Origin of the sequence: Rhodoferax sp. BLA1, assembly GCF_013416775.1 — a bacterium.
Classification (GTDB): Bacteria; Pseudomonadota; Gammaproteobacteria; order Burkholderiales; family Burkholderiaceae_C; genus Rhodoferax.
This window is the reverse complement of sequence record NZ_SZVI01000003.1, coordinates 101823-123218: the sequence shown is the minus strand read 5'-3', so window position 1 is coordinate 123218 and position 21396 is coordinate 101823. Positions and strand designations below refer to the sequence as shown.

Sequence of the window (21396 nt, the reverse complement as noted above, 5' to 3'; positions counted from 1 at the left end):
AGCCCCTGTAGCTACCGTCTTTGTAGCGCCTGGCTTGATGACCTTTCTGGCGCTGGACTTTGGTGTCAAACGAACAGGTTTTGCCGTGGGCAACCGCTTGATGCGCACCGCCCAGCCACAAGGCACGATCACCGCCGAAGGCGACGCCCGCTTTGTCAAGATTGCCGCCCAACTCAAGACCTGGCAGCCCGACGCGCTGGTGGTTGGTGTGCCGTTTCACCCGGACGGCGCCGCGCATGAAAACACAGCGAAAGCAAGACGTTTTGCCCGGCAATTACATGGCCGCTTCAAGCTGCCGGTGTTTGAAGTGGATGAGCGTTACACCACCACCGAGGCGCGTTCTGATGGCGCCCGTGATGCCGACGCCGCGGCCGCCTGCATCATCCTGGAACAGTTTTTAAGGAATCTCCCCCCATGAGCATGCTCGAACTCGATGCCGAAGCCCTCTACGGCGACTTGCTGGCCAGTGTCAAAACCGTTTTTAAACCCGGTATGCACCTGATGGGCATCACCTCGGGCGGTGCCTGGCTGGCGCAGCGCCTGCAGCAAGACCTGGGCTTGAGTGAGCCGATTGGTGTGATCTCGTCCGCCATGCACCGCGACGACTACGCCAGTCGCGGCATGACCACCGCCGCGCAGACCAAGATCCCGTTTGATGTGAATGGTGCCCACATCCTGCTGCTCGACGATGTATTGTTCACCGGGCGCACCATCCGCGCCGTGGTCAACGAGTTGTTCGACTTTGGCCGCCCGGCCAGCATCAAACTGGCGGTGCTGGTGGACCGGGGTGGGCGCGAATTGCCGATTGCGCCCGACATCTACGCCGCACGTATCCACCTTCCGGCCAATCAATCCCTGTCGCTGGCGCGTGATGAGGTCGGCCAGTTCAGCTTCAATGTGAAAGTGCGCTGACCATGCTTTACAAAAACAACCCGCAACTCAACAAACACGGCGAGCTGATCCACCTGCTGTCCACCGAGGGTCTGCCCAAAAGTGTGCTGACCCATGTGCTCGACACCGCCACCAACTTTGTCTCGGTTGGTGACCGCGAGGTCAAGAAGGTGCCGCTGTTACGTGGCAAAAGTGTCTTCAACCTGTTCTTCGAGAACTCCACGCGCACCCGCACCACCTTCGAGATCGCCGCCAAACGCCTGAGCGCTGACGTGATCAACCTCGACATCGCCAAGTCCTCGGCGTCCAAGGGTGAGTCGCTGCTCGACACCATCGCGAATCTTTCCGCGATGGCCGCCGACATTTTTGTGGTGCGCCACAGCGAGTCGGGTGCGCCCTACCTGATCGCCCAGCATGTGGCGCCGCATGTGCATGTGGTCAACGCTGGTGACGGCCGCCACGCGCACCCGACCCAGGGTCTGCTGGACATGTACACCATCCGGCACTACAAAAAAGATTTTTCCAACCTGACCGTGGCCATCGTCGGTGACGTGTTGCATTCACGCGTGGCGCGCTCTGACATCCATGCACTCACCACCCTGGGCTGCGCCGAGGTGCGGGTGGTCGGCCCCAAAACCTTGGTGCCCAGCGACATGGCGCAGATGGGTGTGCGGGTCTGCCACACGCTCGAAGAAGGCATCAAAGGCTGCGACGTGATCATCATGCTGCGCCTGCAAAACGAACGTATGAGTGGCGCGCTGCTGCCCTCCAGCCAGGAGTTTTTCAAGAGTTTTGGCCTCACCCCCGAGAAGTTACAACTGGCCAAGTCGGATGCCATCGTGATGCACCCCGGCCCGATCAACCGTGGCGTCGAGATCGACTCGGCAGTGGTCGACGGCGCACACAGCGTCATCCTGCCGCAGGTCACCTTTGGCATTGCGGTGCGTATGGCGGTCATGAGCATCGTGGCCGGCAACGAGCCCTGAGCCTCCCCCATTCACCGAGACGACTGTTATGAACACACCCAAGACTGTGCTGATCCGAGGCGGGCGGGTCATTGATCCTGCCACTGGATATGACCAAAAAGCCGATGTGGCCCTTGCTGGCAATGCCGTGCTTGCTATTGGCGATGTAGCGCCTGATTTTTCACCTGAACTGACGATCGACGCCAGCGGCTGCTTGGTGTTGCCCGGCCTGGTGGACCTGGCGGTGCGCCTGCGTGAACCCGGTTACGAACACGCCCGCATGCTGGAGTCGGAGATGTCGGCGGCGGTGGCCGGTGGCATCACCAGCCTGGTCTGCCAGCCCGACACCGACCCGGTGCTCGACGAGTCGGGCCTGGTCGAGATGCTGCGTTTTCGCGCCGAAAAACTGCAGCAGGCGCGCGTCTACCCGCTGGGCGCCTTGACGCGTAACCTGCAAGGCACCACGCTGACCGAGATGGTCGAACTCACCGACGCCGGTTGTGTCGCGTTCAGCCAGGCCGAGGTGGCGCTCTCCAACACCCAGGTGCTGCAGCGGGCTTTCCAGTACGCCAGCACCTTTGGTTACGCCGTCTGGCTGCGCCCGCAGGACGGTTTCCTGGGTCAGGGCGTGGCCGCCAGCGGCCCGCTCGCCACGCGCATGGGCCTGAGCGGTGTGCCGGTGATGGCCGAAACCATTGCGATGCACACCATTTTTGAGCTGATGCGCGCCACCGGCGCACGCGTGCACCTGTGCCGCATCAGCAGCGCCGCCGGGGTTGAGCTGGTGCGCCAGGCCAAGGCGCAGGGCTTGTTGTTGACCTGTGATGTCAGCATCAACTCCCTGCACCTGACCGACACCGACATGGGCTACTTTGACAGCCGCGCCCGCCTGAACCCACCGCTGCGTCAGCAGCGTGACCGCGACGCGCTGCGTGCCGGTCTGGCAGACGGCACGATTGACGCACTGGTGTCCGACCATACCCCGGTCGACGACGACGCCAAGATGTTGCCGTTTGCCGAGAGTGAACCGGGCGCCACCGGGCTGGAGCTGCTGTTGAGCCTGGCCTACAAATGGCATCTGGACAGCGGCGCACCTTTGCAACGTGCACTCTCGGTGGTGACCGATGGGCCTGCCGCGCTGCTGGGCAAGGCGCTCGGCTCACGCCAGGGCCGCACCGGCCATCTGGCTCTGGGTGGGCTGGGTGATGTATGTGTGTTTGATCCACAAGCTGCCTGGACGGTGCAGGCCGATGCGCTGGTGAGCCAGGGCAAACACACGCCGTTCTCGGGTTACGAGTTGCCTGGGCGTGTGCGTTGCACCCTGGTGGGTGGGCACGTTGTGTATCAAAATGGCCTGTAGCCCTAATTAAATAAGGGCTGGTAGCTATCTAAGAAATAGCGTTAACGGGTCAGCGCCAAAAACAGCTTGGGCAGCTGTTCGGGCAAGCGGCTGATGTTGTCGACCACGGTGTAGTGCTGGCCAAAGATGTCGCGCACATAGGCATCGGCACTCGCGTCCAGGCTGATGCAGTAGCTGAAGATCCCTTGGTTGCCCAGCTCACGCACCGCCAGCTTGGCGTCTTCAATCAGCAGGCGTTCATCTTTCACGTCAATGTCTGAGGGCTGGCCGTCGGTCAGCACCAGCAGCAGTTTTTTGTCAGCCGTTTGGGCGCTCAAGGTGTGGGCCGCGTGGCGCAGCGCCGCACCCATGCGTGTGCTGTAGCCCGCCTGCATCGCCGCCAGGCGCGCCTTGACCGCGTCGCCCCAGTGTTCACCAAAACCCTTGAGGTGAAAGTAACGCACATCGTGGCGGGTGTTGGAGTGAAAGCCGGTGATCGCCAGCGGGTCACCGAGCTGCTCGATCGCCCAGGCCAGCAGCGAGACCGCCTCCTGACTGAGCTGCAACACCGTTTGCTCTGATCCACGCGCTGTCTCGTTGAGCGACTCCGACAAGTCCAGCAAAAGTGTCACCGCGATGCTGCGGCCATTGGTGGTGTGGCTCATGTTGATGCGGGTGTCGGGCTGGCTGCCGCTTTTTAAATCGATCAGCGAGCGGATCGCCACATCCAGGTCCAGCTCGCTGCCGTCTTCCTGAAAACGCACGCGAACCTTGTCCTGCGGTTTGAGCAGGTCCAGCAGGCGTTTGAGGCGTTTGGCCAAGGCGCTGTGTTTGGTCAGCAGGGCGTCGATGTCAGCTGGGTTGCCGCTGGGGTGCAGGCGCTCGTAGAGGCTGACCCAGTCTGGCCGCACGGTCTGGCTGCTGTAGTCCCACTCGGGGTAGTTGCGCGGCGGCAGGCTTTGCAACTCCTGTTTGGGCGGAGTCTGGTCTGGGGGGGCAAAGTTCTCTTCGTCGTCACTGAGTTCGTGGAAACGCCACAGGTGGCGGTTGTCGTCGCGGTAATCCACCTCAGTGTCTTCAAACCAGGTGTCGGGCAGTTGGTCACTCTGCTGGCGGGTTTTGGCCAAGTAACTCAGGGCCAGACCCGCGATCTCGGTGGTGTTGGAATCCCCGTTGGCCAGCAGCGCGTGAAAACGTTGCACCCACTCGGCCAGCTGGGGTGTCTCAAAACGTTTGGGCGGGTCTAAGAGCGCTCGTGAAAGCGTGGCCAACCGATGGCGCAGGCAGGAGTGGGTGGCCGGGTTGCAGGCGCCCTCTTGGGGTGTCGGTTGCAGGGTCGACAGAATCCGCCGCAGGCCAGGGTACATACGCAGCGTCAGCAAGTCGATGCGTGCGTCTTCCAGACACTCGATCGCCAGGCGCTGCGCCGGGCTGAAGTTGTCGGCAAAAATCGGTGTGCTCCAGCGCCGGTGCGCCGCCATGTGCGCCAGTGCGACACGGTAGCGGTCGATGCCTGTGACACCCGTGCGCTCGTCGTACACGTCTGGCAGGCGTATGCCGTAAGCATCGAAGTAAGGCATCGGCTGGCGCTGCACATCGAAGGTGGTGGAGTAGGGCACCAGCACATCGCCGTCCTGCCACAGTGCGCGCAGGTACAGGTCGAGCACGCGGATGTGATCCATCAGCAGAGTGCCGTGGCGCTCGCGCTGCAACACTGCGCGGCTGTCGGCGGAGTTCAGGCTGAAGAAATCGCGCTGCTGCTCAGGGTGTTGGCTGTAGTTGCGGATGCCGTAGTTGATCCAGTTGCCCAGACCCTGCAGGCTCAGCACCTCCAGCAACTGCGGCGCTTTCTCGAAGAACACGATCAGGCTTGGGCTCGGGTAGGTTTTGTGGATGCCGTGGATTGAGCCACTGGTGCGCTCCAGCAGCAGCAAGCTCAGGTCCATGTAGTGTTTGAGCTGCGCCTGGGTCGGCAGGCGCCGTGCCACGGCGGACAGGGTTTGCAAAAACGGGACAATCGCCTTGCCATTGGGCGATTTGTTGATCAAGCGCACCGTGGCCATCACCGCATCAAGTGACTCTTCCCCCACGGTCTGGGCCACCGGTGGCCATTCCTGTAAAAAGGTCAGCACCGGCTCGACACCCCGGCCCATTTTGCCCAGAAAACGTGCCTGCGCCAGGTACTCATCCAGCCCTGGCGGGCTGAGCTTGGCAGACGCCTCGGCCATACAGGCTTCAAATACGTCGTTGATCTGGGCAAAACCGCAATCCAACTGCTTGCGCCAGGCCGCCAGCTGCTCGGTTTGCAGGCCGGTGGGGCTGGGGGTGTCAGCCAGCGCACTCATGGGTTCAAGCAAAAATCGCGTCGATGGCGTGGTCCAGTGTGGCGCGGATGTCGGCGTCGTCGGTGATCGGGCGCACCAGCGCCATACGACAGGCGTCCAGCGGGTTCACCTCAGCTTTGATCAGCGTGGCGGCATACACCAGCAGCCGGGTGGAAATGCCTTCGTCCAGGCCGTGCCCCTTGAGTGCGCGCGCGGCCGCACCCACCTTGACCAGCCGCACCGCATCGGCTTTGTGGATGCCGGTCTCGGTGCTGATGATGCTGGCTTCCAGATCTGCAGCAGGATAATCAAAGTCAAAGCCGACAAAACGTTGTTTGGTGCTTTGTTTGAGGTCTTTCATCAGGCTCTGGTAACCGGGGTTGTAGGAGATCACCAACTGAAAATCCGGGTGCGCCTGGATCAGCTCGCCTTTTTTGTCGAGCGGCAACTGGCGGCGGTGGTCGGTCAGCGGGTGGATCACCACGGTGGTGTCTTGCCGTGCCTCGACGATCTCATCCAAATAGCAGATCGCGCCGATGCGCGCCGCGGTGGCCAGCGGGCCATCAAGCCAGCGGGTGCCGTTGGCCTCCAGCAAATAACGACCCACCAGGTCGGAAGCGGTCATGTCCTCGTTGCAGGCCACGGTGATCAGCGGTTTGCCGAGTTTGAAGGCCATGTATTCGATAAAACGTGACTTGCCACAACCGGTGGGGCCTTTGACCATGACCGGCAATCTGGCGTTGTACGCCGCTTCGTACAGTGCCACCTCGTTGCTTTGTGGCTGGTAGAAAGGCTCTTGGGTGATGCGGTATTGCTCTGCCAAGTTGGTCATGGTGCGCTTTCCTATGGGGTCACGGTTGGGGCAAGTGACATCGAAGAAGGGATGGTAGACCTTGAAGTCCTTTTGCTCGCGTCTTTGGGGGACAGCGTTATTCTGGGTTCTGGGACGGACCCGCAACGCGCATTGGGTGTCCGACTCCGCGGATGTCCCCCGGTTCGGGCTATGCCCGAACCTCCTCCTTTATTCCGCTGCGTCAGACACCCAACGCACGCTGCTTGACTGTGTTGGTTTGCCTGCCATGCTTGAACGCTGAAGTCATTTCGGGCATGTTGTGATGGGGAGTCCTGCAAAGCGAAATAAAGGAGGAGAAAGTGGCTGTAGGCCACTTTCGGGGGACATTCGCGGCGCAGGGCACCCTGTCGCAACATGCCTTCCACAAACGTCGAATAAGGCAGCCTGTGCAACGGGCCAGTCCACCAAGGCCTCCGATAGCTTGAACCCGTGCTTACTTATGCACACCGAGCTTCTCGCGCCAGCCCGGGAACAGCTTGTCGGCATCCCCCGGGAAGGACTCAAACGCGCGGGCAAACTCCTTGTGTTCCTTGGCGAACTCGATCGGGTCGGCACCCGCCTTCCAGCATTCATACGACTGGCGCAGCGACACCGCTCCAGCGGCGGGTGAGTCAATGTGACCGTAGGAGCCGCCGCCAGCGGTGTTGATCACGTTGCCGTGGCCCAGGTTCTTGAAGAAGCCAGGCAGGCGCAGCGCGTTCATGCCACCCGAGATGATCGGGGTGGTGGGTTTTATGCCGTACCACTTCTGGAAGTAAACCGGGCCCTGGCATTCGTCGCGCTCGATCATGTAGGCAATGCCACGGTCGTCGCCTTCACCCTCCATCTTGCCGTAGCCCATGGTGCCAACGTGGATGCCAGACGCTCCTTGCAGACGGCTCATCTTGGCCAGCACAAAGGCGGTGTAACCGCGCTTGGCGCTCGGGCTGGTGACCGCGCCGTGGCCCGCGCGGTGGTAGTGCAGGTATTGGCTGGGGTACTGACGCCGGGCGGTGGTCACCATGCCGGGGCCACCCACGTAACCGTCTACCAGGAAGGCCAGCTTGTCGGCATCCGGGCCAAAGGTCTCCAGGGCAAAGTCGGCGCGGGCCAGCATCTCGTAGTGGTCGTCAGCGGTGATGTTCATCGAGAACAGCTTGGCCTGGCCGGTTTCGTCCTGGGCGCGTTTGAGTGAGTCGTAGACCAGCGGCAAGGTTTTCTTGATCGGCGCAAACACCTGGTTGCCTTGCGGCTCGTCGTTCTTGATGAAGTCACCGCCCAGCCAGAACTGGTAGGCGGCATCGGCAAACTGCTGCGGGCGCAGGCCCAGCTTGGGTTTGATGATGGTGCCGGCGATGTAGCCGCCGTCCTTGATCGGACGTCCCAGAATGCGCCACAGGTCCGAGATGTCCTTGGCCGGGCCGTCAAACATCTGGATGACCCGCTCGGGCATGTAAAAGTCGATCATCTTGGCGTGTTTGATGTCACCCATGCCCTGGTTGTTGCCAATGGCCAGCGTCAGGAAAGATACCAGCATGAAGCGGCCATCGGTCACATTGCGGTCAAACAGGTCAATCGGGTACGCAATGCGCATGTCCTCGGTGGCCTCGTCGATGTAATACACCAATGCGTCCACACTGCGCGTGAAATCGTCGGTGGTGCTCACCTCCACATTGGTACCAGTGGAGGACTCGGCGGCAAAGTGGGCAGCTGCTTCCAGGTAACCGTAGCCCGTTTTGGGCGCCATCTTGTACGCCACCAGGATGTGTTTGCCCCCGGCGATGAGGTCCTCTTCCTTGAGGCTCAGGTCGGCATAACGGTTCGATTGATCCATGCAGTCTCTCCTTCGGGGTGATGATGTTGCGTTGTGAATGGGTGGACTATAGACAGGCTTATTCATCATGAAAATTCAAATAAATTGCCGGTCTGATCAGAAATTTCTGATGAGTAAGGGGCTGCGGGGTGGATCTTGCCGCCTGGTCGACCCTGCCGTTGTGACCTTGTCAGACCCTGGACAGATTCACCGGCAATCATTGCCTTTTCTTCCCCAGACTGCAGACCCAAGGAGCCGTTCATGCCCATTGTTGTGTTCAACCAAAAAGGCGGCGTTGGCAAATCCACCATCACCTGCAACCTGGCGGCCATCAGCGCCAGCCAGGGCTTGAGCACCCTGGTGATTGACCTGGACCCGCAGGGCAACTCCACCAGTTACTTGCTCGGTGCCCCGGCGGCTGAGGGGCAGCCCACTGTGGCGGATTTTTTTGAACACACGCTGAGCTACAGTTTCAAGAGCAAACCGCCGACGGATTTTGTGGTGGAGACGCCATTTGAGAACCTGGACCTGATGCCCTCCAGTCCGGCTTTGAGCGAGTTGCAGGTCAAACTCGAATCGCGCCAGAAAATCTACAAGCTGCGTGAAGCCCTGCAAAAGCTGGCCGACAGCTACGACCGCATCTACATCGACACCGCGCCCGCACTCAACTTCTACACCCGCGCCGCGCTGATTGGCGCCAGCGGCTGCTTGATCCCGTTTGATTGCGACAGTTTCTCGCGCCAGGCGCTCTACACCTTGCTCGACAACGTGGCCGAGATCCGCGCCGACCACAACCCGGAGCTGCAGGTGGAGGGCATTGTGGTCAACCAGTTCCAGCCACGCGCCAACCTGCCACAGCGCATGGTGGCCGAGCTCATTGCCGAAGGCCTGCCGGTGCTGCAGCCTTACCTGCCCTCGTCGGTGCGCATCCGAGAGTCACACGAGTTGTCCAAACCCATGATCTACCTGGACCCCAGCCACAAAATCACACTCGCGCTGATCGAGCTGCATGACGGTTTGCGGGCGTAACGGTTGATTTTTTCAGTTGGCCAGAAACACATCATGGTTGAGCGCTCTGAAAGCGCATGATGGGTGCCTCATGGCTTGAAGCGAGTGCGCTTGAGCCGACCTTCGGTCAATGGAAAATCAAGAGGTGCTCGCATGCAGGCGTTGGAACTGAACAAGGCCTTTACCCTGCTGGAGTCCGGGCCGGTTGTCCTGGTCACCACCCTTGACGGGCAGAGCGACAACATCATGACGATTTCCTGGACGATGGTGATGGATTTCACGCCGGTCTTTGCCATCACCACGGGGGCTTGGAACCACTCTTTTGTTGCACTGAAAAAAAGCCGGGAGTGCGTGATTGCTTTTCCCACGGTAGACATGCTCGACACCGTGGTTGGCATCGGCACCTGTTCCGGGGCAGACACCGACAAATTTGCCAAGTTCAAACTCACGCCTGAGCCGGGCAAGCTGGTCAAGGCACCGTTGATCAAGGAGTGCCTCGCCAACATCGAGTGCAAGGTCATCGACATCATCGAGAAGCACAACATCCTTGTGTTGGAGGGTGTGGCCGCCTACCTCGATGTTGAACGCCAGGAAAAGCGCATGGTTCACGCGGTGGGCGACGGCAGCTTCATTGTGGACGGACGCAGGATCGACCGCCGCAAGATGATGGCCTCCAAGCTGCCGGACGGTGTCTAGCGTTTTGGTCTCGGGCGCCTGGATAGTTAAGAATTATCAATAAAGATAGCTGCTATCCCTTGTATTCATTGGGCTAGAAGCCAATTTGACCGTGATTAACCCAAACTGGCCCGGTAGTTCACTGGGCCCAGAGGACAGTGCGGATGTTCAATCTCGACTTTGAAGAGTACCGCCAGAATCTGGTTTTGCCCGGAATCAAGTTGACAGGTTTTAATAGTTTGGTGATGGGAACGGTGTGAAATTCTGGAAGATCCCCTGTCTGCTGGCGCACAGAGCATGTTTGGTGGTCCGGTCAGAATGGACAAAGAGGTCGCAGCACGTGAGCTCGTGAACTGCTTTCAAAAAGCGCGTCTCCATGACAAAAAAACAACCGGCTAAATCCCCCAACAACACCCAGCGTGTCAAACCTCTGACGCAGGTGTTGAAGGACAACAAACTGGTCAAGGGCCTGGTCAAGCAGTCTGCCGATGAACTGGCCGCGGTCAACGCGGTTTTAAAAGAGAAGTTGTCGAGCCGCAGCCGTGCGCCTGGTGTGAACAAGGCCCTTGAAAAAAGTGAAGCGGTCGAGAGCAAAGTGCAAGAGGCCTCAGTCAAATTGTCTCGGGTGAACCAAAGCCTGGAAAAAGAGGTTCGGCAACGACAGCTCATGGAGCAGGAACTGGCCAAGGTCACGGACCAGCAAAAGCAGAGCCTGCATGCCTCTTTGCACGACGCTTTGACCGGTTTGCCCAACCGTGTGCTTTTTAATGACCGGCTGGAACATGGCATGGAGCAGGCCGTACGCCACGGCTGGACGCTGGCCGTGATGTTTCTGGACCTGGACAAATTCAAAATCATCAATGACATGTATGGCCACGCCGCAGGTGACACCGTTTTGCTGACCATTGCCAATCGGCTGACCGAGACCACCCGCACCGACGACACCATCAGCCGCCATGGGGGTGACGAGTTTTTGTACCTGTTGATGGAGATCAGCGAAGAGCGTGATGCCGCCATCGTCGCCAAAAAAATCATCCAAGCCGTTCAACTGCCGTGTGAGATCAACGGCCAAATACTGAAAGTCGACACCAGCATTGGCATCTCCATCTTTCCAAAAGACGGCACCACCGTCGAGGCCCTGATCACGAGTGCCGACACCGCGATGTACCGGGCCAAACAAAACAAGTCCGGCTACGCATTTGCGAGTGACAACCCCAAGTCGTAGTTCGGCACAGCTGGCTGGGGTTGGGCCGATTCAAACCCTTCCCAGCACCAGGGCGTCAGCCGAAACTGGCCCGATAGGTGACCGGGTCCAGCAGACAGTGCTGATCCAGCGCACCCGGCAGGTCAAAAAGTCGGGGTGCTTTTCTGAACTCAAACAGGCGGTAGAGGTGAAATTGGTCCTTGGCGTCCTGAGACAGCGCCAGCTCTCCGCGTGACACAAAAAACGGTGTGTCACGCCCAAAAGTGGTTGTTTTCACTTCAATCAGACGCTCTTTGCCATCCGACTCAAACGACAACACGTCGTAGCCCAGACCGTCACCTTTGGATTGGGAAACGTGTTCCACCTTGTCGGCTAACCGTGGTTGGCCCAGCGCGTTGAGCCGCCAATGTTCAAACAAGACGACAAATTCTTCACCCGCCAGCCCGAGCGAGCGGTTTTGCGCTTCGCGCTCAAGGTAGTCCCGCTTGACCGCTTTGAATGACATGGGGTGCTGTGGCTCACGCAAAGCCCGCGTGTCATCGCGGGATGGCGCTGTGGTTTTGACCTTTTGGAAGTCGGCTTGAACCGGTGTGATGGCCGGCTGTTGCACCGCCGCGAGTGCGGCATCATCCAAAGATCTGGCGCCACGGACTTGTTCCTCGGCCACGATGCCCAGCAGTGTCTGGTAGTTGGATCGGGGTTGGTAACCCCGGATATACGGAAACCCAAGCGCAATCATCGCTGCACTGATGTTGCAATGTTTGAACTCGATGGATGCATCAGACCGGCTATTGAGCTTGGCCTGCAACATTTTTCGGTGTTGGGTTTTGTTGTAACTCTGGCCCGCCAGCTCTAAAGTAAGCATTTGCAGGTAGTCTGCAACGATGGCTTCAACTTCTTCGCGTGACCAATCCATGCATGCCCCAAACAACAACTGATGATGGGCGTTGAGGATAGCTCAAACCTAGGGTTTGATGCACTTGTGCAACGGCTTCGCCTCAGTCAAGTTCTGCCGTTGTGCGACTTGGGATCGTTGGTCAAGGCTTCCTCGGAAAATATAGCGGTCTGCCCTTTATTGATAAGGGCTAGAGCCATATTTGGCGATGAAAAAGGGGGGTGATGCACGGCCCAGTCTGTCTGGACCACATCAGCGGGTGTTTAGACCCGGCGTGCCCAAGGGCCGAGGGTCAGGCGTTCGGCTGCGCCGAGCTGTTGCTCAAAGCGGGCGGAATTGAGCAAAGAGTTCTTGATCAGACCCAGACGCACGGCGGCGGCATAGTTGGCACGGGCCAGGTCAAAAGGCAAGCCCAGCAGTTGGCTGGTGGTTTTGGCAAAAGTGTCAAAAGGGGACATGGTGTGTCCTCCAGAAAAGTAGGTCGGCAACATGGCTATGTTGTCGGCTGTTGTCAGGGTCAAGCCCTGTGGCAGGAAGCAACCACAGGGCCTTGGCTCGGTTATTGGGCCAGCGGCGCCATGGCAGACACCACGGCCATTTCGTGGCGGTTGGCGGCAGCGTACAGGTCGTCTGCATAACGCGGGTCGGTGCGGTACAGGCTGTCAGCGTAGGCGCGCAGCTTGTCGGCTTCTTGTTGCGCGGTGGTCATTTGGCTGGCCGGGCGAGCCCTCAGGACGGATGTGAACACGGCAGCCAGCAACCGGCGGGCAGCGGTGCCGAGCTCGCGCAGGGCATCACTCACGGTGTTGGCGTCGTGGGCCAAGCGGGACGGGTACAGAACGGTGTCGGTCATGATGATTTCCTCCTAAAAAAGCTTTGTTGCGGTGCAGTATAGGGTTTACCCTAATACCCATGGGGCTGGCTTGGGTACGTACTGGTTACGTACCGTTCAAAACCCATTCCGCCAAGGCCATTTGTAGGCTTGGTTGTGCTGGTTTGACCGATTGGCACAGAGGTGCTGTGCCGGGTGTCACAGGCGATTCATCTGGCGGCGTTAGGGTTGGCCCTTGTTTTTTTGTTGCGAAAGCTAGGGGCATGACACTGATCAAGACCGACAAGGGCAGGGAGGCGCTGCGCAGCCGCGATCCCCATTTGGCGCCGCGCGAGCGCCAGATCGTGATCCTGGCCAATGGCACCCATTCACGCGTGTCGCTGCAGCAGCTGTTGGCGCGTGACATCGGGCCGCAGTTACATCGCCTGCTGGCGTCCGGTTATCTGGAAGAGCGGGGGCCGACCCCGCCCAGCCAACCCTACCTGTCGGCCCCGGCGCCTGCCACCGCCGCTGTGGGTGTTGAGCGCTCGTCAGCTTTGCCCAAGACCGAGGATCAGTCTCAGCCACCACGTACCCGCCGTTCCTTGGCTGGTACCAAGATGTACATCGTTGACATGTTGCAGCTGTTGCGCGACATGGATGCGTCGTCAATGGCCGTCTGTGTCCACAGCAGCCAGGGCGAAGCCGAGTTCATCGAGAACGTGGTGCTGGCCGTGCGCCTGATTGTGGCCAAGTGTGGCCCGTCTTACGGCCTGCGGGTGGTCAACACACTGCTTGACACTGTGCCTGAGCTGCATGTGGCGGTGTTCCAGACCCTGGCGCGTGAGATCGAGGCCGGTGGTGCCCAGCCCTGATGGTGCAGGCAACTGGCCTGAACCGGCTTGTCACAAAACCTAAATATGACTGTCATAGCATCCATGCACACCTCACCTCACGCTTCCCCCATGTCAGACAACAACGAGTACCTGCGCGACTGTCGCCCGCGATTTCGCCAGCCCGCCGCAGGGGACCTGTGTACCCAAGTGCCGTCCATGACCACGGACGAGACCAACGAAAAGGTGCTGGACGTCTTCAGTCGGCATCGCGACCTGACCAGTCTGCCGGTGTTGGAGGGCAGTCGGCCGATTGGGCTGATTAACCGCGACATCTTCTTGTCGCAGATGAGCAAACCTTACCGCATGGAGATTTATGGCCGTAAGAGCTGTATTGCCTTCATGGACAAGGAACCCCTGGTGGTGGATGCCGCCATGGACATCGAAACCCTCACGCTGAAAGCGATTTCGTACGGCGAAAAAGCCTTGTCCGACGGCTTCATCATCACCCGGGGTGAGAAGTTCGCCGGTGTGGGGGGGGGCTTGCAGTTGATGCGTGCGGTGGCCGACATGCAAGAGGCGCGCAACCGCCAGATCATGCACAGCATTGAATACGCCAGTGTGATCCAGCAAGCCACGCTGCGCAGCTCGCGTGAGGCCTTGGCCCGCGCCTGCCCGGATGCCGATCTGGTGTGGGAGCCCCGCGATGTGGTGGGCGGCGATTTTTACCAATTCAGCACCGGCAGCCAGGGTTGGTTTGCCACCGTGGCCGACTGCACCGGCCATGGCGTTCCCGGTGCGTTCATGACCTTGATTGCGTCGACCAGCCTGAACCAGGCGATAGAACGCCACGGTGCCCACGACCCGGCCCTGTTGTTGGGCAGTGTCAATCGCAGCATCAAACAGATGCTGGGGCAGATCGACAAGCAGGGCGACAGCCTCAGCTCGGATGACGGCATGGACGCCGCCTGCTTCTGGTTTGAGCCCGAGCGTGGTCGTCTGTTGTTTGCCGGTGCCCGCCTGGCCTTGTTTGTGTTGCGCCCCGGTGCCGATGAGGTTGAGCTGATCGAGGGCCAGCGCAAAGGTGTGGGTTATGTTGACACCGAAATTGACTTCATTTGGCACAACCAGGAATTGGTGCTGCCACCGGGCAGCCTGGTGTTTGTCACCACCGATGGCCTCATCGACCAGGTGGGTAGCCCACGCGCCATTGCTTTTGGCAAACGCCGTGTGCGCGAGTTGCTGCTGGCTCAGCGTGGGTCCAGCTCGGCGCAGGTGAACGGTGCGGTGCTGGACGCCTTGCGCCTCTGGCAGGGTGAACACCACCGCCGCGATGACCTGACTTTATTTTGTTTCAGAACCTAGACCATCACCCGACATGCCCATGCCTTTGATCGCCGAAAAATACGGCAGCTTTTTCAACCTGGCGCGCCAGCACCAGGTGATTTTTTACTACGTGGGTTATTTCTCCCAGAACATCGTGGCCGCCATGGCCGAGGCGGTCAAGTTGCAGCTGGAGGTCAGTGGTGTGGCCGGCCCCACACGCCGCAAGCTGTTTTCGTCCTTTGTGGAAATGGCGCAAAACATCATCCACTACTCGGCCGTCTCTCTGACCCCGCCAAAGCAGGACGACGGCGAACTGCGCCACGGTTCGGTCTGTATCCGCCGGGAGTGCGACGGCAGTTTTCTGCTGTTGTGCGCCAACCCGGTGGAGCAGGCGGTGGCCGACGATTTGCGCGGCAAACTGGAGGCCTTGCGCGAGATGACACTCGACGAGATCAAGCTGGCTTACCGTCAGACCCTGCGTGAGGAGACCCCTTTGGGCAGCAAAGGTGCGGGCATTGGCCTGCTCACCGTGGCCCGGGACGCACGTGAGCCGCTGGAGTTTGATTTTGACGTGACGGACAGCGCCGGACAAACCCCTGTCTTTTATTTGAAGGCGGCGATCTGAGCCGCCCAACCCAGTCAAGGAACCGAGACCCAGGATGGACAACCTCTACATTGCACCCACACCCAGTACGCCGGAAGTGGACTTCCAATTCGACACCCACGTGCTGAGCTTGCGTGGTGAGTCTTACCCCGAAAACGCCGCCGCTTTTTATGGCGGGATCATCGGGCAGCTCAAGGCCTACCTGGCCCGGCTCCATGGCGGAAAAATTGAAGTCAACATTGCCCTGGCCTACTTCAACAGCTCCAGCACCAAAATGTTGTTCAACCTGATCGAGGCGTTACATGCGGCGGTAGAGGCCGGCAACCAGGTCAGCCTGCATTGGTTCCACGACGAAGAGGATGACACCATCCTGGAGTTCGGGCAGGAGCTCAGCGAAGACTTTCCTGCCATTGCGTTCTCGAGTCATGCGGTGAGGTCGGCCTGAATGGACACCTGTACCGCGCCGCCTGATCTGTTTGAAGCCGAGCACCGCGCGCTGCTGGCCGCCCAAGCCGTCTACGACAGCTGCTCTGCGGCGGCGCCGGAGTCCTGCCACCAGGCATTCGGACAACTGCTCACGGCCTATGAGCGGTTGCTGCGCGAAACCCGCCGCCTGGTGCGCCGCAGTGACCGGGCCGAGCTGGAGATGACGCAGCTCAACCACCAGTTGCAGGAGTTGACCAACCAGCTTGAATACCGCGCTACCCACGACTCACTCACCGGCATCTTCAACCGCTCGGCCATCATCGACCTGGTCAACCGGCACTTTGTGAGGCAGGACCTGGCGCTCATTGTGTTGGACATCGACCATTTCAAACGTGTCAACGACAGCTTTGGCCATCCGGTGGGGGATCGGGTGATTGTGGGGGTGGTCGACTGCCTGCAACGTGTGGTGCCAGCCACCGCCTCGATTGGCCGGGTGGGGGGAGAGGAGTTCACCGTGTTGCTGCCCGGGCTCAGCGCTGAGGCGGCTGAACAAGTGGCGCAAGCCGTGCGCCAGGCGATTGAGGTGCATGCCTTTGGCCTGCCCGATGGCAGTCGCATCACCGCCAGTTTTGGTGTGAGCTGGGCCCCTGCGGGCGGCCAGTTTGACGATGCCTATAACCTGGCCGACGAAGCGTTGTACCAGGCCAAGCGCGGTGGGCGCAACCAAGTGGCGCGTGCCGCTGAGCCAACCGCCGCCTCCGCTACCGCTTGACACGGTACTGGTACTAACTCCAGGCGTCCATCAAGGCGCCGCCTTGTTCGATCAGAAACTCCTTGAAGGAGCGGGCTGCCGGGGACAGTTTTTTGTGGCGCAGATGCGTCACATACCAGTGGTTGATCTGCGGCAGGCCCTGCACATCAAGCAGGGCGATGTGGCCGCTGGCCAGTTCGTGGCGAATCGTGCGCATCGACAAAAAGCTCAGGCCCATGCCGGCCATCACCGCCTGTTTGATGGTTTCGTTACTGGGCAGGCCCATGAAGATGTTGAGTGGTGTGTTGTGCTCTTCAAACAGCCGCTCCATCGCGGCACGCGTGCCTGAACCGTCTTCGCGCACCACAAAGCTGTACTCGGCCAGGTCGCCGAAGCTCAGGTTTTTGCGGCGTGACAGCGGGTGGTCCGGCGCCGCCACCACCCCCAGTGGGTTGGTGGCAAACGGGATCGCCTCGCAGTCGATGTGGCTGGGTGCACGGCCCATCACCACCAGGTCGGCCTCGCTGCGCGACAACATGCCCAGGATGTTTTCGCGGTTGTCGATGTTGAGCTGCACGTCAATGCCAGGGTGCAAGCGGTTAAAACGTACCAGCAGCATCGGGATGAAATATTTGGAGGTGGTCACCACCGCCAGGTCGAGTCGGCCTTTTTTCAGGCCCACATGCTCGGCCATCAGCGCCTCCAGGTCCTTGAACTGGCTCATGGCGTTGGTGGCATAGGTCAGAAACGCTTCGCCTGCTGCGGTGAGCTGGATGTTGCGGCCCTGAGGCTCGACCAGCGCCAGGCCAAACGCGTCTTCGAGTTGGCGGATTTGCATCGACACCGCAGGCTGGGTCACAAACAGGCGTTCGGCCGCCTTGGATACCGAACGCTGGCGCGCCACCTCCATGAACGTCTGGATTTGTTTGAAGGTGTAGGGGCGCATGACTTGCTTCGGCGTTCTCATCAGTTGTTACTGATGATTTTTCAATAAAACGTGATTAGAGTTTATGAGTCAAGGCGATTAAAGTAAATGCTCACGGCGCGGTATTCGGCTGTAACACCCTTGGAAAAAGGACATTCCCATGGTCACTGGCTCACTCAAGGCACTGATTTTTGATGTGGACGGCACGCTGGCTGACACCGAGAGTGTGCACATGGCCGCGTTCAACCATGCTTTTGCCGAGATGGGCATGGACTGGGTCTGGACCGAAGCCATGTACATCGAGCTGCTGGAGATTTCGGGTGGCAAGGAGCGCATCCTGCACTACTGGCGCCAGGTCAACCCCGACATCAAAGAGATGGATGCCCACGCGCTGCAAGACCGCATCAGCCACATCCACGATATCAAGACCGCCGCCTACGAACATGCCATCAACACGGGGGTGGTGAAGTTGCGCCCCGGCGTGCTGGAGCTGATGGACCAGGCGCTGGCTGCCGGTCTGCAGCTCGCGATTGCCACCACCACCTCGCCGGTCAACATCGCAGCCCTGTTGCGCCGTGCCGTGGGTGACAACTGGCGCAAACATTTCAGCGCCATTGGCGACGCCTCCACCGCACCCCTCAAAAAGCCGCACCCGCAGGTGTATCTGCAGATGCTCGACGCCCTGCAGCTGCCCGCCAGCCAGTGCCTGGCGTTTGAGGACTCTGCCAACGGCCTGCGTGCCGCCACGGCTGCCGGTCTGGCCACCGTGATCACCCCCAACCCGTTCACCGCGCACCACAATTTTGAGGGGGCGCTGCGGGTGGTGCCGGACTTGAGCCAGGTCACGCTGGCGCAGTTGGTCGGCTGGCAGAATGACCAGCCGGTCTGACAACAGCCCGCATCCTCTTTTTTAACTTCCCGAAAGCCTGTTCATGAGCTCCAGCCCCATCCTGCGTTTGGCACCGTCCATCCTGTCCGCCGATTTTTCCCGCTTGGGGGAAGAGGTTCGTGCCATCGAGGCCGCAGGCTGTGACCTGGTGCACTTTGACGTGATGGACAACCACTATGTGCCCAACCTGACGATTGGCCCGCTGGTGTGTGAAGCGATCCGCCCGCATGTGAGCATCCCGATCGACGTGCACCTGATGGTTGAGCCGGTCGACGCGATCATCCCGCTGTTTGCCAAGGCCGGTGCCAACATCATCACCTTCCATCCCGAAGCGTCCAAACATGTGGACCGCAGTCTGTCAATGATCCGCGAGCTGGGCTGCAAGGCCGGTCTGGTGCTCAACCCGGCCACACCGCTGAGTGTGCTCGACCACGTCATGGACAAGCTCGACATGGTGCTGCTCATGAGTGTCAACCCAGGTTTTGGCGGCCAGAAATTCATTCCCAGTACGCTGGACAAACTGCGCCTGGTGCGCGCGCGCATCGATGCCCATGTGGCCGCCGGTGGCCAGCCGATCTGGCTCGAGGTGGATGGCGGCGTCAAGACCGACAACATCCGCGAGATTGCACAAGCCGGGGCCGACACCTTTGTCGCGGGCAGCGCTGTGTTTGGCGCCCCCGATGCCGACGGCGGCTACAAAACGGTCATGCAGGCCTTGCGCACTGCAGCCCTTGCCGCATAAGCCTCTGGCACTACAAAATTTAAACAATCGGGAGTTTCGCCATGCCTATGACCCTTCGTTCCAACCGTTCGACCTTGACGCAATTCCTGATCGAGGAGCGCCGTCGTTTTCCCAGTGCCAGCGGGGACTTCAATTCGCTGATTCTGGATGTGTCTCTGGCCTGCAAAGGCATCGCCAAGGCTGTCGCTTTTGGCGAACTGGCCGGTGTCATGGGCAACCATGCCGCCGACGAGGGTGGTTCTGTCAATGTGCAGGGTGAAACCCAGAAAAAGCTCGATGTCTTGTCCAACGAGGTCTTCATGCAGCGCACCGAATGGTCGGGCAGCCTGGCGGGCATGGCCTCAGAGGAGATGGACGCACCCTACCAGATCCCCAAGCAGTACCCGCGTGGCAATTACCTGATTGTGTTTGACCCGCTGGACGGCTCCAGCAACATCGACGTGAACGTGTCCGTGGGCAGCATTTTCAGCATCCTGCGCGCGCCGCAAGAGGTCATCGACTCGGGCCGCGACGTGCTGGAGGCCGATTTCCTGCAGCCTGGTTGCAAACAGGTGGCCGCAGGTTACGCGCTGTATGGGCCCACCACCATGCTGGTGCTGACCGTGGGTGACGGTGTCAACGGCTTCACGCTGGATCCCAACATTGGTGAGTTCATGCTGACCCACCCCAAGCTGCGTATCCCTGAGGACACCCAGGAATTTGCCATCAACGCCTCCAACGCCCGCTTCTGGGAGGTGCCTGTCAAACGTTATGTGGACGAGTGTCTGGCAGGTAAGACGGGTGTGCGTGGCAAGGACTTCAACATGCGCTGGATCGCCTCGATGGTGGCCGAGGCGCATCGCATCCTGATGCGTGGGGGGGTGTTCATGTACCCGCGTGACACCAAGGACCTCAGCAAACCCGGGCGCCTGCGCCTGCTGTACGAGGCCAACCCGATGGGCATGATCATGGAGCAGGCCGGTGGCCGCGCCTCCACCGGCGAGATGCCAATGTTGCAGGTGAAGCCCACCAGCCTGCACCAGCGCATCGGATTTGTGTTTGGCTCCAAGAACGAGGTCGAGCGCATCGAGCGTTACCACCACGAACCCACGGCTAAGGCCGAGCTGACCAACCCCCTGTTTGCCGAACGTAGCCTGTTCCGTGACTGATTGGGTCGGTTTACTGCAAATTAAATAGCTGCTGGCCCAGCATTGATGAGGGCTAGAGGGCTAAATCACCGAATTTATTATCCTCAGGAGACGTTTGCCATGTCCATTTGTCACCCCATCATTGCCATCACCGGCTCCAGCGGTGCGGGCACCACCTCGGTGACCCGCACCTTCGACAACATCTTCCGCCGCGAAAAGGTCAAGGCCGCCGTGATTGAAGGCGACAGCTTTCACCGTTACGACCGCAAGGAGATGAAGCAAAAAGCCGCCGAGGCCGAGGCCGCTGGCAACAAACACTTCAGCCATTTCGGCCCTGAAAACAACCTGTTCGCCGAACTCGAATCGCTGTTTGCCAACTACGCCGCCAGCGGCACCGGCAAGCGCCGCAAGTACCTGCACGACGCCGAAGAAGCCGCGCCTTACCAGCAAGAGCCAGGCACCTTCACACCCTGGGAAGACGTGCCACCCGACACCGACCTGCTGTTCTACGAAGGCCTGCACGGCGCCGTGGTCACCGACACAGTGGACATCGCCAAACACCCCGACCTGCTGGTGGGTGTGGTGCCCGTCATCAACCTGGAATGGATCCAGAAGCTCTACCGTGACAAGAAGATGCGCGGCTACAGCACCGAGGCCGTCACCGACACCATCCTGCGCCGCATGCCCGACTACGTGCACTACATCTGCCCGCAGTTTGAACACACCCATGTCAACTTCCAGCGGGTGCCGATGGTCGATACCAGCAACCCGTTCATCGCGCGCGACATCCCCAGCCCCGACGAGAGCATGGTGGTGATCCGTTTTGCCAACCCCAAGGGCATCGACTTTCCCTACCTGCGCAGCATGATCGACGGCAGTTTCATGAGCCGCGCCAACACCATCGTGGTGCCCGGCGGCAAGATGGAGCTGGCCATGCAGATGATCTTCACACCCTTTGTCTGGCGCATGCTCGAGCGCAAAAAGAAAGCCGCGTAAACCCCGAAACCTGGCCGCGT

At 60.1% G+C, this 21396-nt stretch carries 23 protein-coding genes; 16 read left to right on the top strand and 7 right to left on the bottom strand.

Features of this window, described 5'->3' with window-relative positions:
* The first annotated feature begins 37 nt into the window (after positions 1–37).
* Genes ruvX through FDG13_RS04115 form a run of 4 tightly spaced genes read left to right on the top strand, consistent with a single transcriptional unit; the run spans position 38 to position 3216 of the window.
* On the top strand, positions 38–418 hold the full coding sequence (gene ruvX, locus FDG13_RS04130) for a Holliday junction resolvase RuvX (RefSeq protein WP_242472696.1): 381 nt from the start codon (positions 38–40) through the stop codon (positions 416–418).
* Positions 415–912 (top strand): bifunctional pyr operon transcriptional regulator/uracil phosphoribosyltransferase PyrR, encoded by a 498-nt coding sequence (gene pyrR / locus FDG13_RS04125; RefSeq protein ID WP_180125541.1) that lies wholly within the window; start codon positions 415–417, stop codon positions 910–912. Before ruvX ends, pyrR begins: the two co-directional genes overlap by 4 nt.
* A gap of 2 nt (positions 913–914) precedes the next feature.
* Complete coding sequence (locus FDG13_RS04120; RefSeq protein ID WP_078366524.1) at positions 915–1877, top strand: aspartate carbamoyltransferase catalytic subunit; 963 nt, start codon at positions 915–917, stop codon at positions 1875–1877.
* A 28-nt stretch (positions 1878–1905) separates the two neighbouring features.
* Complete coding sequence (locus tag FDG13_RS04115; protein ID WP_180125540.1) at positions 1906–3216, top strand: dihydroorotase; 1311 nt, start codon at positions 1906–1908, stop codon at positions 3214–3216.
* A gap of 41 nt (positions 3217–3257) precedes the next feature.
* On the opposite strand, the gene FDG13_RS04110 is transcribed toward FDG13_RS04115, so the two are convergent.
* From FDG13_RS04110 to FDG13_RS04100, 3 genes are all read right to left on the bottom strand, one after another.
* Positions 3258–5540, bottom strand: coding sequence for a nitric oxide reductase activation protein NorD (locus FDG13_RS04110; RefSeq protein ID WP_180125539.1), 2283 nt, complete (start codon positions 5538–5540; stop codon positions 3258–3260).
* A 4-nt stretch (positions 5541–5544) separates the two neighbouring features.
* The gene (locus tag FDG13_RS04105) at positions 5545–6351 is read right to left on the bottom strand and encodes a CbbQ/NirQ/NorQ/GpvN family protein (RefSeq protein WP_180125538.1); all 807 of its coding nucleotides are present in this window, start codon (positions 6349–6351) and stop codon (positions 5545–5547) included.
* A gap of 454 nt (positions 6352–6805) precedes the next feature.
* Positions 6806–8185, bottom strand: a complete 1380-nt coding sequence (locus tag FDG13_RS04100) for a ribulose-bisphosphate carboxylase (protein WP_180125537.1) — start codon at positions 8183–8185, stop codon at positions 6806–6808.
* Positions 8186–8425: 240 nt separating this feature from the next.
* Here FDG13_RS04100 and FDG13_RS04095 point away from each other — a divergent pair, with 240 nt between their 5' ends.
* The 3 genes from FDG13_RS04095 (at position 8426) to FDG13_RS04085 (ending at position 11072) form a co-directional block, all read left to right on the top strand.
* Positions 8426–9193, top strand: a complete 768-nt coding sequence (locus FDG13_RS04095) for a ParA family protein (protein ID WP_180125536.1) — start codon at positions 8426–8428, stop codon at positions 9191–9193.
* Positions 9194–9325: 132 nt separating this feature from the next.
* Positions 9326–9868: a flavin reductase family protein gene (locus tag FDG13_RS04090; protein WP_180125535.1), complete on the top strand. Its 543-nt coding sequence runs from the start codon at positions 9326–9328 to the stop codon at positions 9866–9868.
* 355 nt (positions 9869–10223) lie between these two features.
* Positions 10224–11072 carry a GGDEF domain-containing protein gene (locus tag FDG13_RS04085; RefSeq protein ID WP_180125534.1) on the top strand — a complete coding sequence of 283 codons (849 nt, stop codon included), beginning with the start codon at positions 10224–10226 and terminating at the stop codon, positions 11070–11072.
* A 55-nt stretch (positions 11073–11127) separates the two neighbouring features.
* On the opposite strand, the gene FDG13_RS04080 is transcribed toward FDG13_RS04085, so the two are convergent.
* From FDG13_RS04080 to FDG13_RS04070, 3 genes are all read right to left on the bottom strand, one after another.
* Positions 11128–11967 carry a DUF3883 domain-containing protein gene (locus FDG13_RS04080; RefSeq protein WP_180125533.1) on the bottom strand — a complete coding sequence of 280 codons (840 nt, stop codon included), beginning with the start codon at positions 11965–11967 and terminating at the stop codon, positions 11128–11130.
* A gap of 242 nt (positions 11968–12209) precedes the next feature.
* Entirely contained in the window at positions 12210–12404 is a 195-nt protein-coding gene (locus tag FDG13_RS04075; RefSeq protein WP_180125532.1) for a hypothetical protein, read from the bottom strand.
* A gap of 101 nt (positions 12405–12505) precedes the next feature.
* Positions 12506–12799, bottom strand: a complete 294-nt coding sequence (locus FDG13_RS04070; protein ID WP_180125531.1) for a hypothetical protein — start codon at positions 12797–12799, stop codon at positions 12506–12508.
* Between the two features lie 242 nt (positions 12800–13041).
* On the opposite strand from FDG13_RS04070, the gene FDG13_RS04065 reads away from it, so the two are divergent.
* The 5 genes from FDG13_RS04065 to FDG13_RS04045 all read left to right on the top strand — a co-directional run bounded on the left by FDG13_RS04065 (position 13042) and on the right by FDG13_RS04045 (position 16718).
* Positions 13042–13632: a hypothetical protein gene (locus tag FDG13_RS04065; protein WP_180125530.1), complete on the top strand. Its 591-nt coding sequence runs from the start codon at positions 13042–13044 to the stop codon at positions 13630–13632.
* 90 nt (positions 13633–13722) lie between these two features.
* Positions 13723–14955, top strand: a complete 1233-nt coding sequence (locus FDG13_RS04060; RefSeq protein ID WP_180125529.1) for a SpoIIE family protein phosphatase — start codon at positions 13723–13725, stop codon at positions 14953–14955.
* A 13-nt stretch (positions 14956–14968) separates the two neighbouring features.
* The gene (locus FDG13_RS04055) at positions 14969–15541 is read left to right on the top strand and encodes a SiaB family protein kinase (protein ID WP_180125528.1); all 573 of its coding nucleotides are present in this window, start codon (positions 14969–14971) and stop codon (positions 15539–15541) included.
* Positions 15542–15575: 34 nt separating this feature from the next.
* Positions 15576–15965 (top strand): DUF1987 domain-containing protein, encoded by a 390-nt coding sequence (locus FDG13_RS04050; protein WP_180125527.1) that lies wholly within the window; start codon positions 15576–15578, stop codon positions 15963–15965.
* Complete coding sequence (locus FDG13_RS04045; RefSeq protein ID WP_180125526.1) at positions 15966–16718, top strand: GGDEF domain-containing protein; 753 nt, start codon at positions 15966–15968, stop codon at positions 16716–16718.
* Between the two features lie 13 nt (positions 16719–16731).
* Here the strand turns inward: FDG13_RS04045 and FDG13_RS04040 are convergent, their stop codons facing one another.
* Positions 16732–17664 carry a LysR family transcriptional regulator gene (locus FDG13_RS04040; protein WP_255435086.1) on the bottom strand — a complete coding sequence of 311 codons (933 nt, stop codon included), beginning with the start codon at positions 17662–17664 and terminating at the stop codon, positions 16732–16734.
* 118 nt (positions 17665–17782) lie between these two features.
* Here FDG13_RS04040 and FDG13_RS04035 point away from each other — a divergent pair, with 118 nt between their 5' ends.
* The 4 genes from FDG13_RS04035 to FDG13_RS04020 all read left to right on the top strand — a co-directional run bounded on the left by FDG13_RS04035 (position 17783) and on the right by FDG13_RS04020 (position 21376).
* A complete protein-coding gene (locus FDG13_RS04035; RefSeq protein ID WP_180125525.1) occupies positions 17783–18511 on the top strand; it encodes an HAD-IA family hydrolase in 729 nt (242 codons plus the stop codon).
* 43 nt (positions 18512–18554) lie between these two features.
* Positions 18555–19253, top strand: coding sequence for a ribulose-phosphate 3-epimerase (gene rpe, locus FDG13_RS04030; RefSeq protein ID WP_180125524.1), 699 nt, complete (start codon positions 18555–18557; stop codon positions 19251–19253).
* 47 nt (positions 19254–19300) lie between these two features.
* Complete coding sequence (locus FDG13_RS04025) at positions 19301–20401, top strand: class 1 fructose-bisphosphatase (protein ID WP_370528165.1); 1101 nt, start codon at positions 19301–19303, stop codon at positions 20399–20401.
* 99 nt (positions 20402–20500) lie between these two features.
* Positions 20501–21376 carry a phosphoribulokinase gene (locus FDG13_RS04020; RefSeq protein WP_180125523.1) on the top strand — a complete coding sequence of 292 codons (876 nt, stop codon included), beginning with the start codon at positions 20501–20503 and terminating at the stop codon, positions 21374–21376.
* Positions 21377–21396 lie beyond the last annotated feature (20 nt).

Excerpts from the sequence above, each read along its gene's own strand:
- pyrR (WP_180125541.1), top strand. The coding sequence starts at position 415 with ATGAGCATGCTCGAACTCGATGCCGAAGCCCTCTACGGCGACTTGCTG.
- FDG13_RS04120 (WP_078366524.1), top strand. The coding sequence starts at position 915 with ATGCTTTACAAAAACAACCCGCAACTCAACAAACACGGCGAGCTGATC.
- FDG13_RS04065 (WP_180125530.1), top strand. The coding sequence starts at position 13,042 with ATGACACTGATCAAGACCGACAAGGGCAGGGAGGCGCTGCGCAGCCGC.
- FDG13_RS04020 (WP_180125523.1), top strand. The coding sequence starts at position 20,501 with ATGTCCATTTGTCACCCCATCATTGCCATCACCGGCTCCAGCGGTGCG.
- FDG13_RS04070 (WP_180125531.1), bottom strand. The coding sequence starts at position 12,799 with ATGACCGACACCGTTCTGTACCCGTCCCGCTTGGCCCACGACGCCAAC.
- FDG13_RS04105 (WP_180125538.1), bottom strand. The coding sequence starts at position 6,351 with ATGACCAACTTGGCAGAGCAATACCGCATCACCCAAGAGCCTTTCTAC.
- FDG13_RS04025 (WP_370528165.1), top strand. The coding sequence starts at position 19,301 with ATGACCCTTCGTTCCAACCGTTCGACCTTGACGCAATTCCTGATCGAG.
- FDG13_RS04115 (WP_180125540.1), top strand. The coding sequence starts at position 1,906 with ATGAACACACCCAAGACTGTGCTGATCCGAGGCGGGCGGGTCATTGAT.
- FDG13_RS04040 (WP_255435086.1), bottom strand. The coding sequence starts at position 17,664 with ATGAGAACGCCGAAGCAAGTCATGCGCCCCTACACCTTCAAACAAATC.
- FDG13_RS04085 (WP_180125534.1), top strand. The coding sequence starts at position 10,224 with ATGACAAAAAAACAACCGGCTAAATCCCCCAACAACACCCAGCGTGTC.
- FDG13_RS04090 (WP_180125535.1), top strand. The coding sequence starts at position 9,326 with ATGCAGGCGTTGGAACTGAACAAGGCCTTTACCCTGCTGGAGTCCGGG.
- ruvX (WP_242472696.1), top strand. The coding sequence starts at position 38 with ATGACCTTTCTGGCGCTGGACTTTGGTGTCAAACGAACAGGTTTTGCC.
- FDG13_RS04100 (WP_180125537.1), bottom strand. The coding sequence starts at position 8,185 with ATGGATCAATCGAACCGTTATGCCGACCTGAGCCTCAAGGAAGAGGAC.
- FDG13_RS04050 (WP_180125527.1), top strand. The coding sequence starts at position 15,576 with ATGGACAACCTCTACATTGCACCCACACCCAGTACGCCGGAAGTGGAC.
- FDG13_RS04035 (WP_180125525.1), top strand. The coding sequence starts at position 17,783 with ATGGTCACTGGCTCACTCAAGGCACTGATTTTTGATGTGGACGGCACG.
- FDG13_RS04080 (WP_180125533.1), bottom strand. The coding sequence starts at position 11,967 with ATGGATTGGTCACGCGAAGAAGTTGAAGCCATCGTTGCAGACTACCTG.
- FDG13_RS04095 (WP_180125536.1), top strand. The coding sequence starts at position 8,426 with ATGCCCATTGTTGTGTTCAACCAAAAAGGCGGCGTTGGCAAATCCACC.
- rpe (WP_180125524.1), top strand. The coding sequence starts at position 18,555 with ATGAGCTCCAGCCCCATCCTGCGTTTGGCACCGTCCATCCTGTCCGCC.
- FDG13_RS04110 (WP_180125539.1), bottom strand. The coding sequence starts at position 5,540 with ATGAGTGCGCTGGCTGACACCCCCAGCCCCACCGGCCTGCAAACCGAG.
- FDG13_RS04060 (WP_180125529.1), top strand. The coding sequence starts at position 13,723 with ATGTCAGACAACAACGAGTACCTGCGCGACTGTCGCCCGCGATTTCGC.
- FDG13_RS04055 (WP_180125528.1), top strand. The coding sequence starts at position 14,969 with ATGCCCATGCCTTTGATCGCCGAAAAATACGGCAGCTTTTTCAACCTG.
- FDG13_RS04045 (WP_180125526.1), top strand. The coding sequence starts at position 15,966 with ATGGACACCTGTACCGCGCCGCCTGATCTGTTTGAAGCCGAGCACCGC.
- FDG13_RS04075 (WP_180125532.1), bottom strand. The coding sequence starts at position 12,404 with ATGTCCCCTTTTGACACTTTTGCCAAAACCACCAGCCAACTGCTGGGC.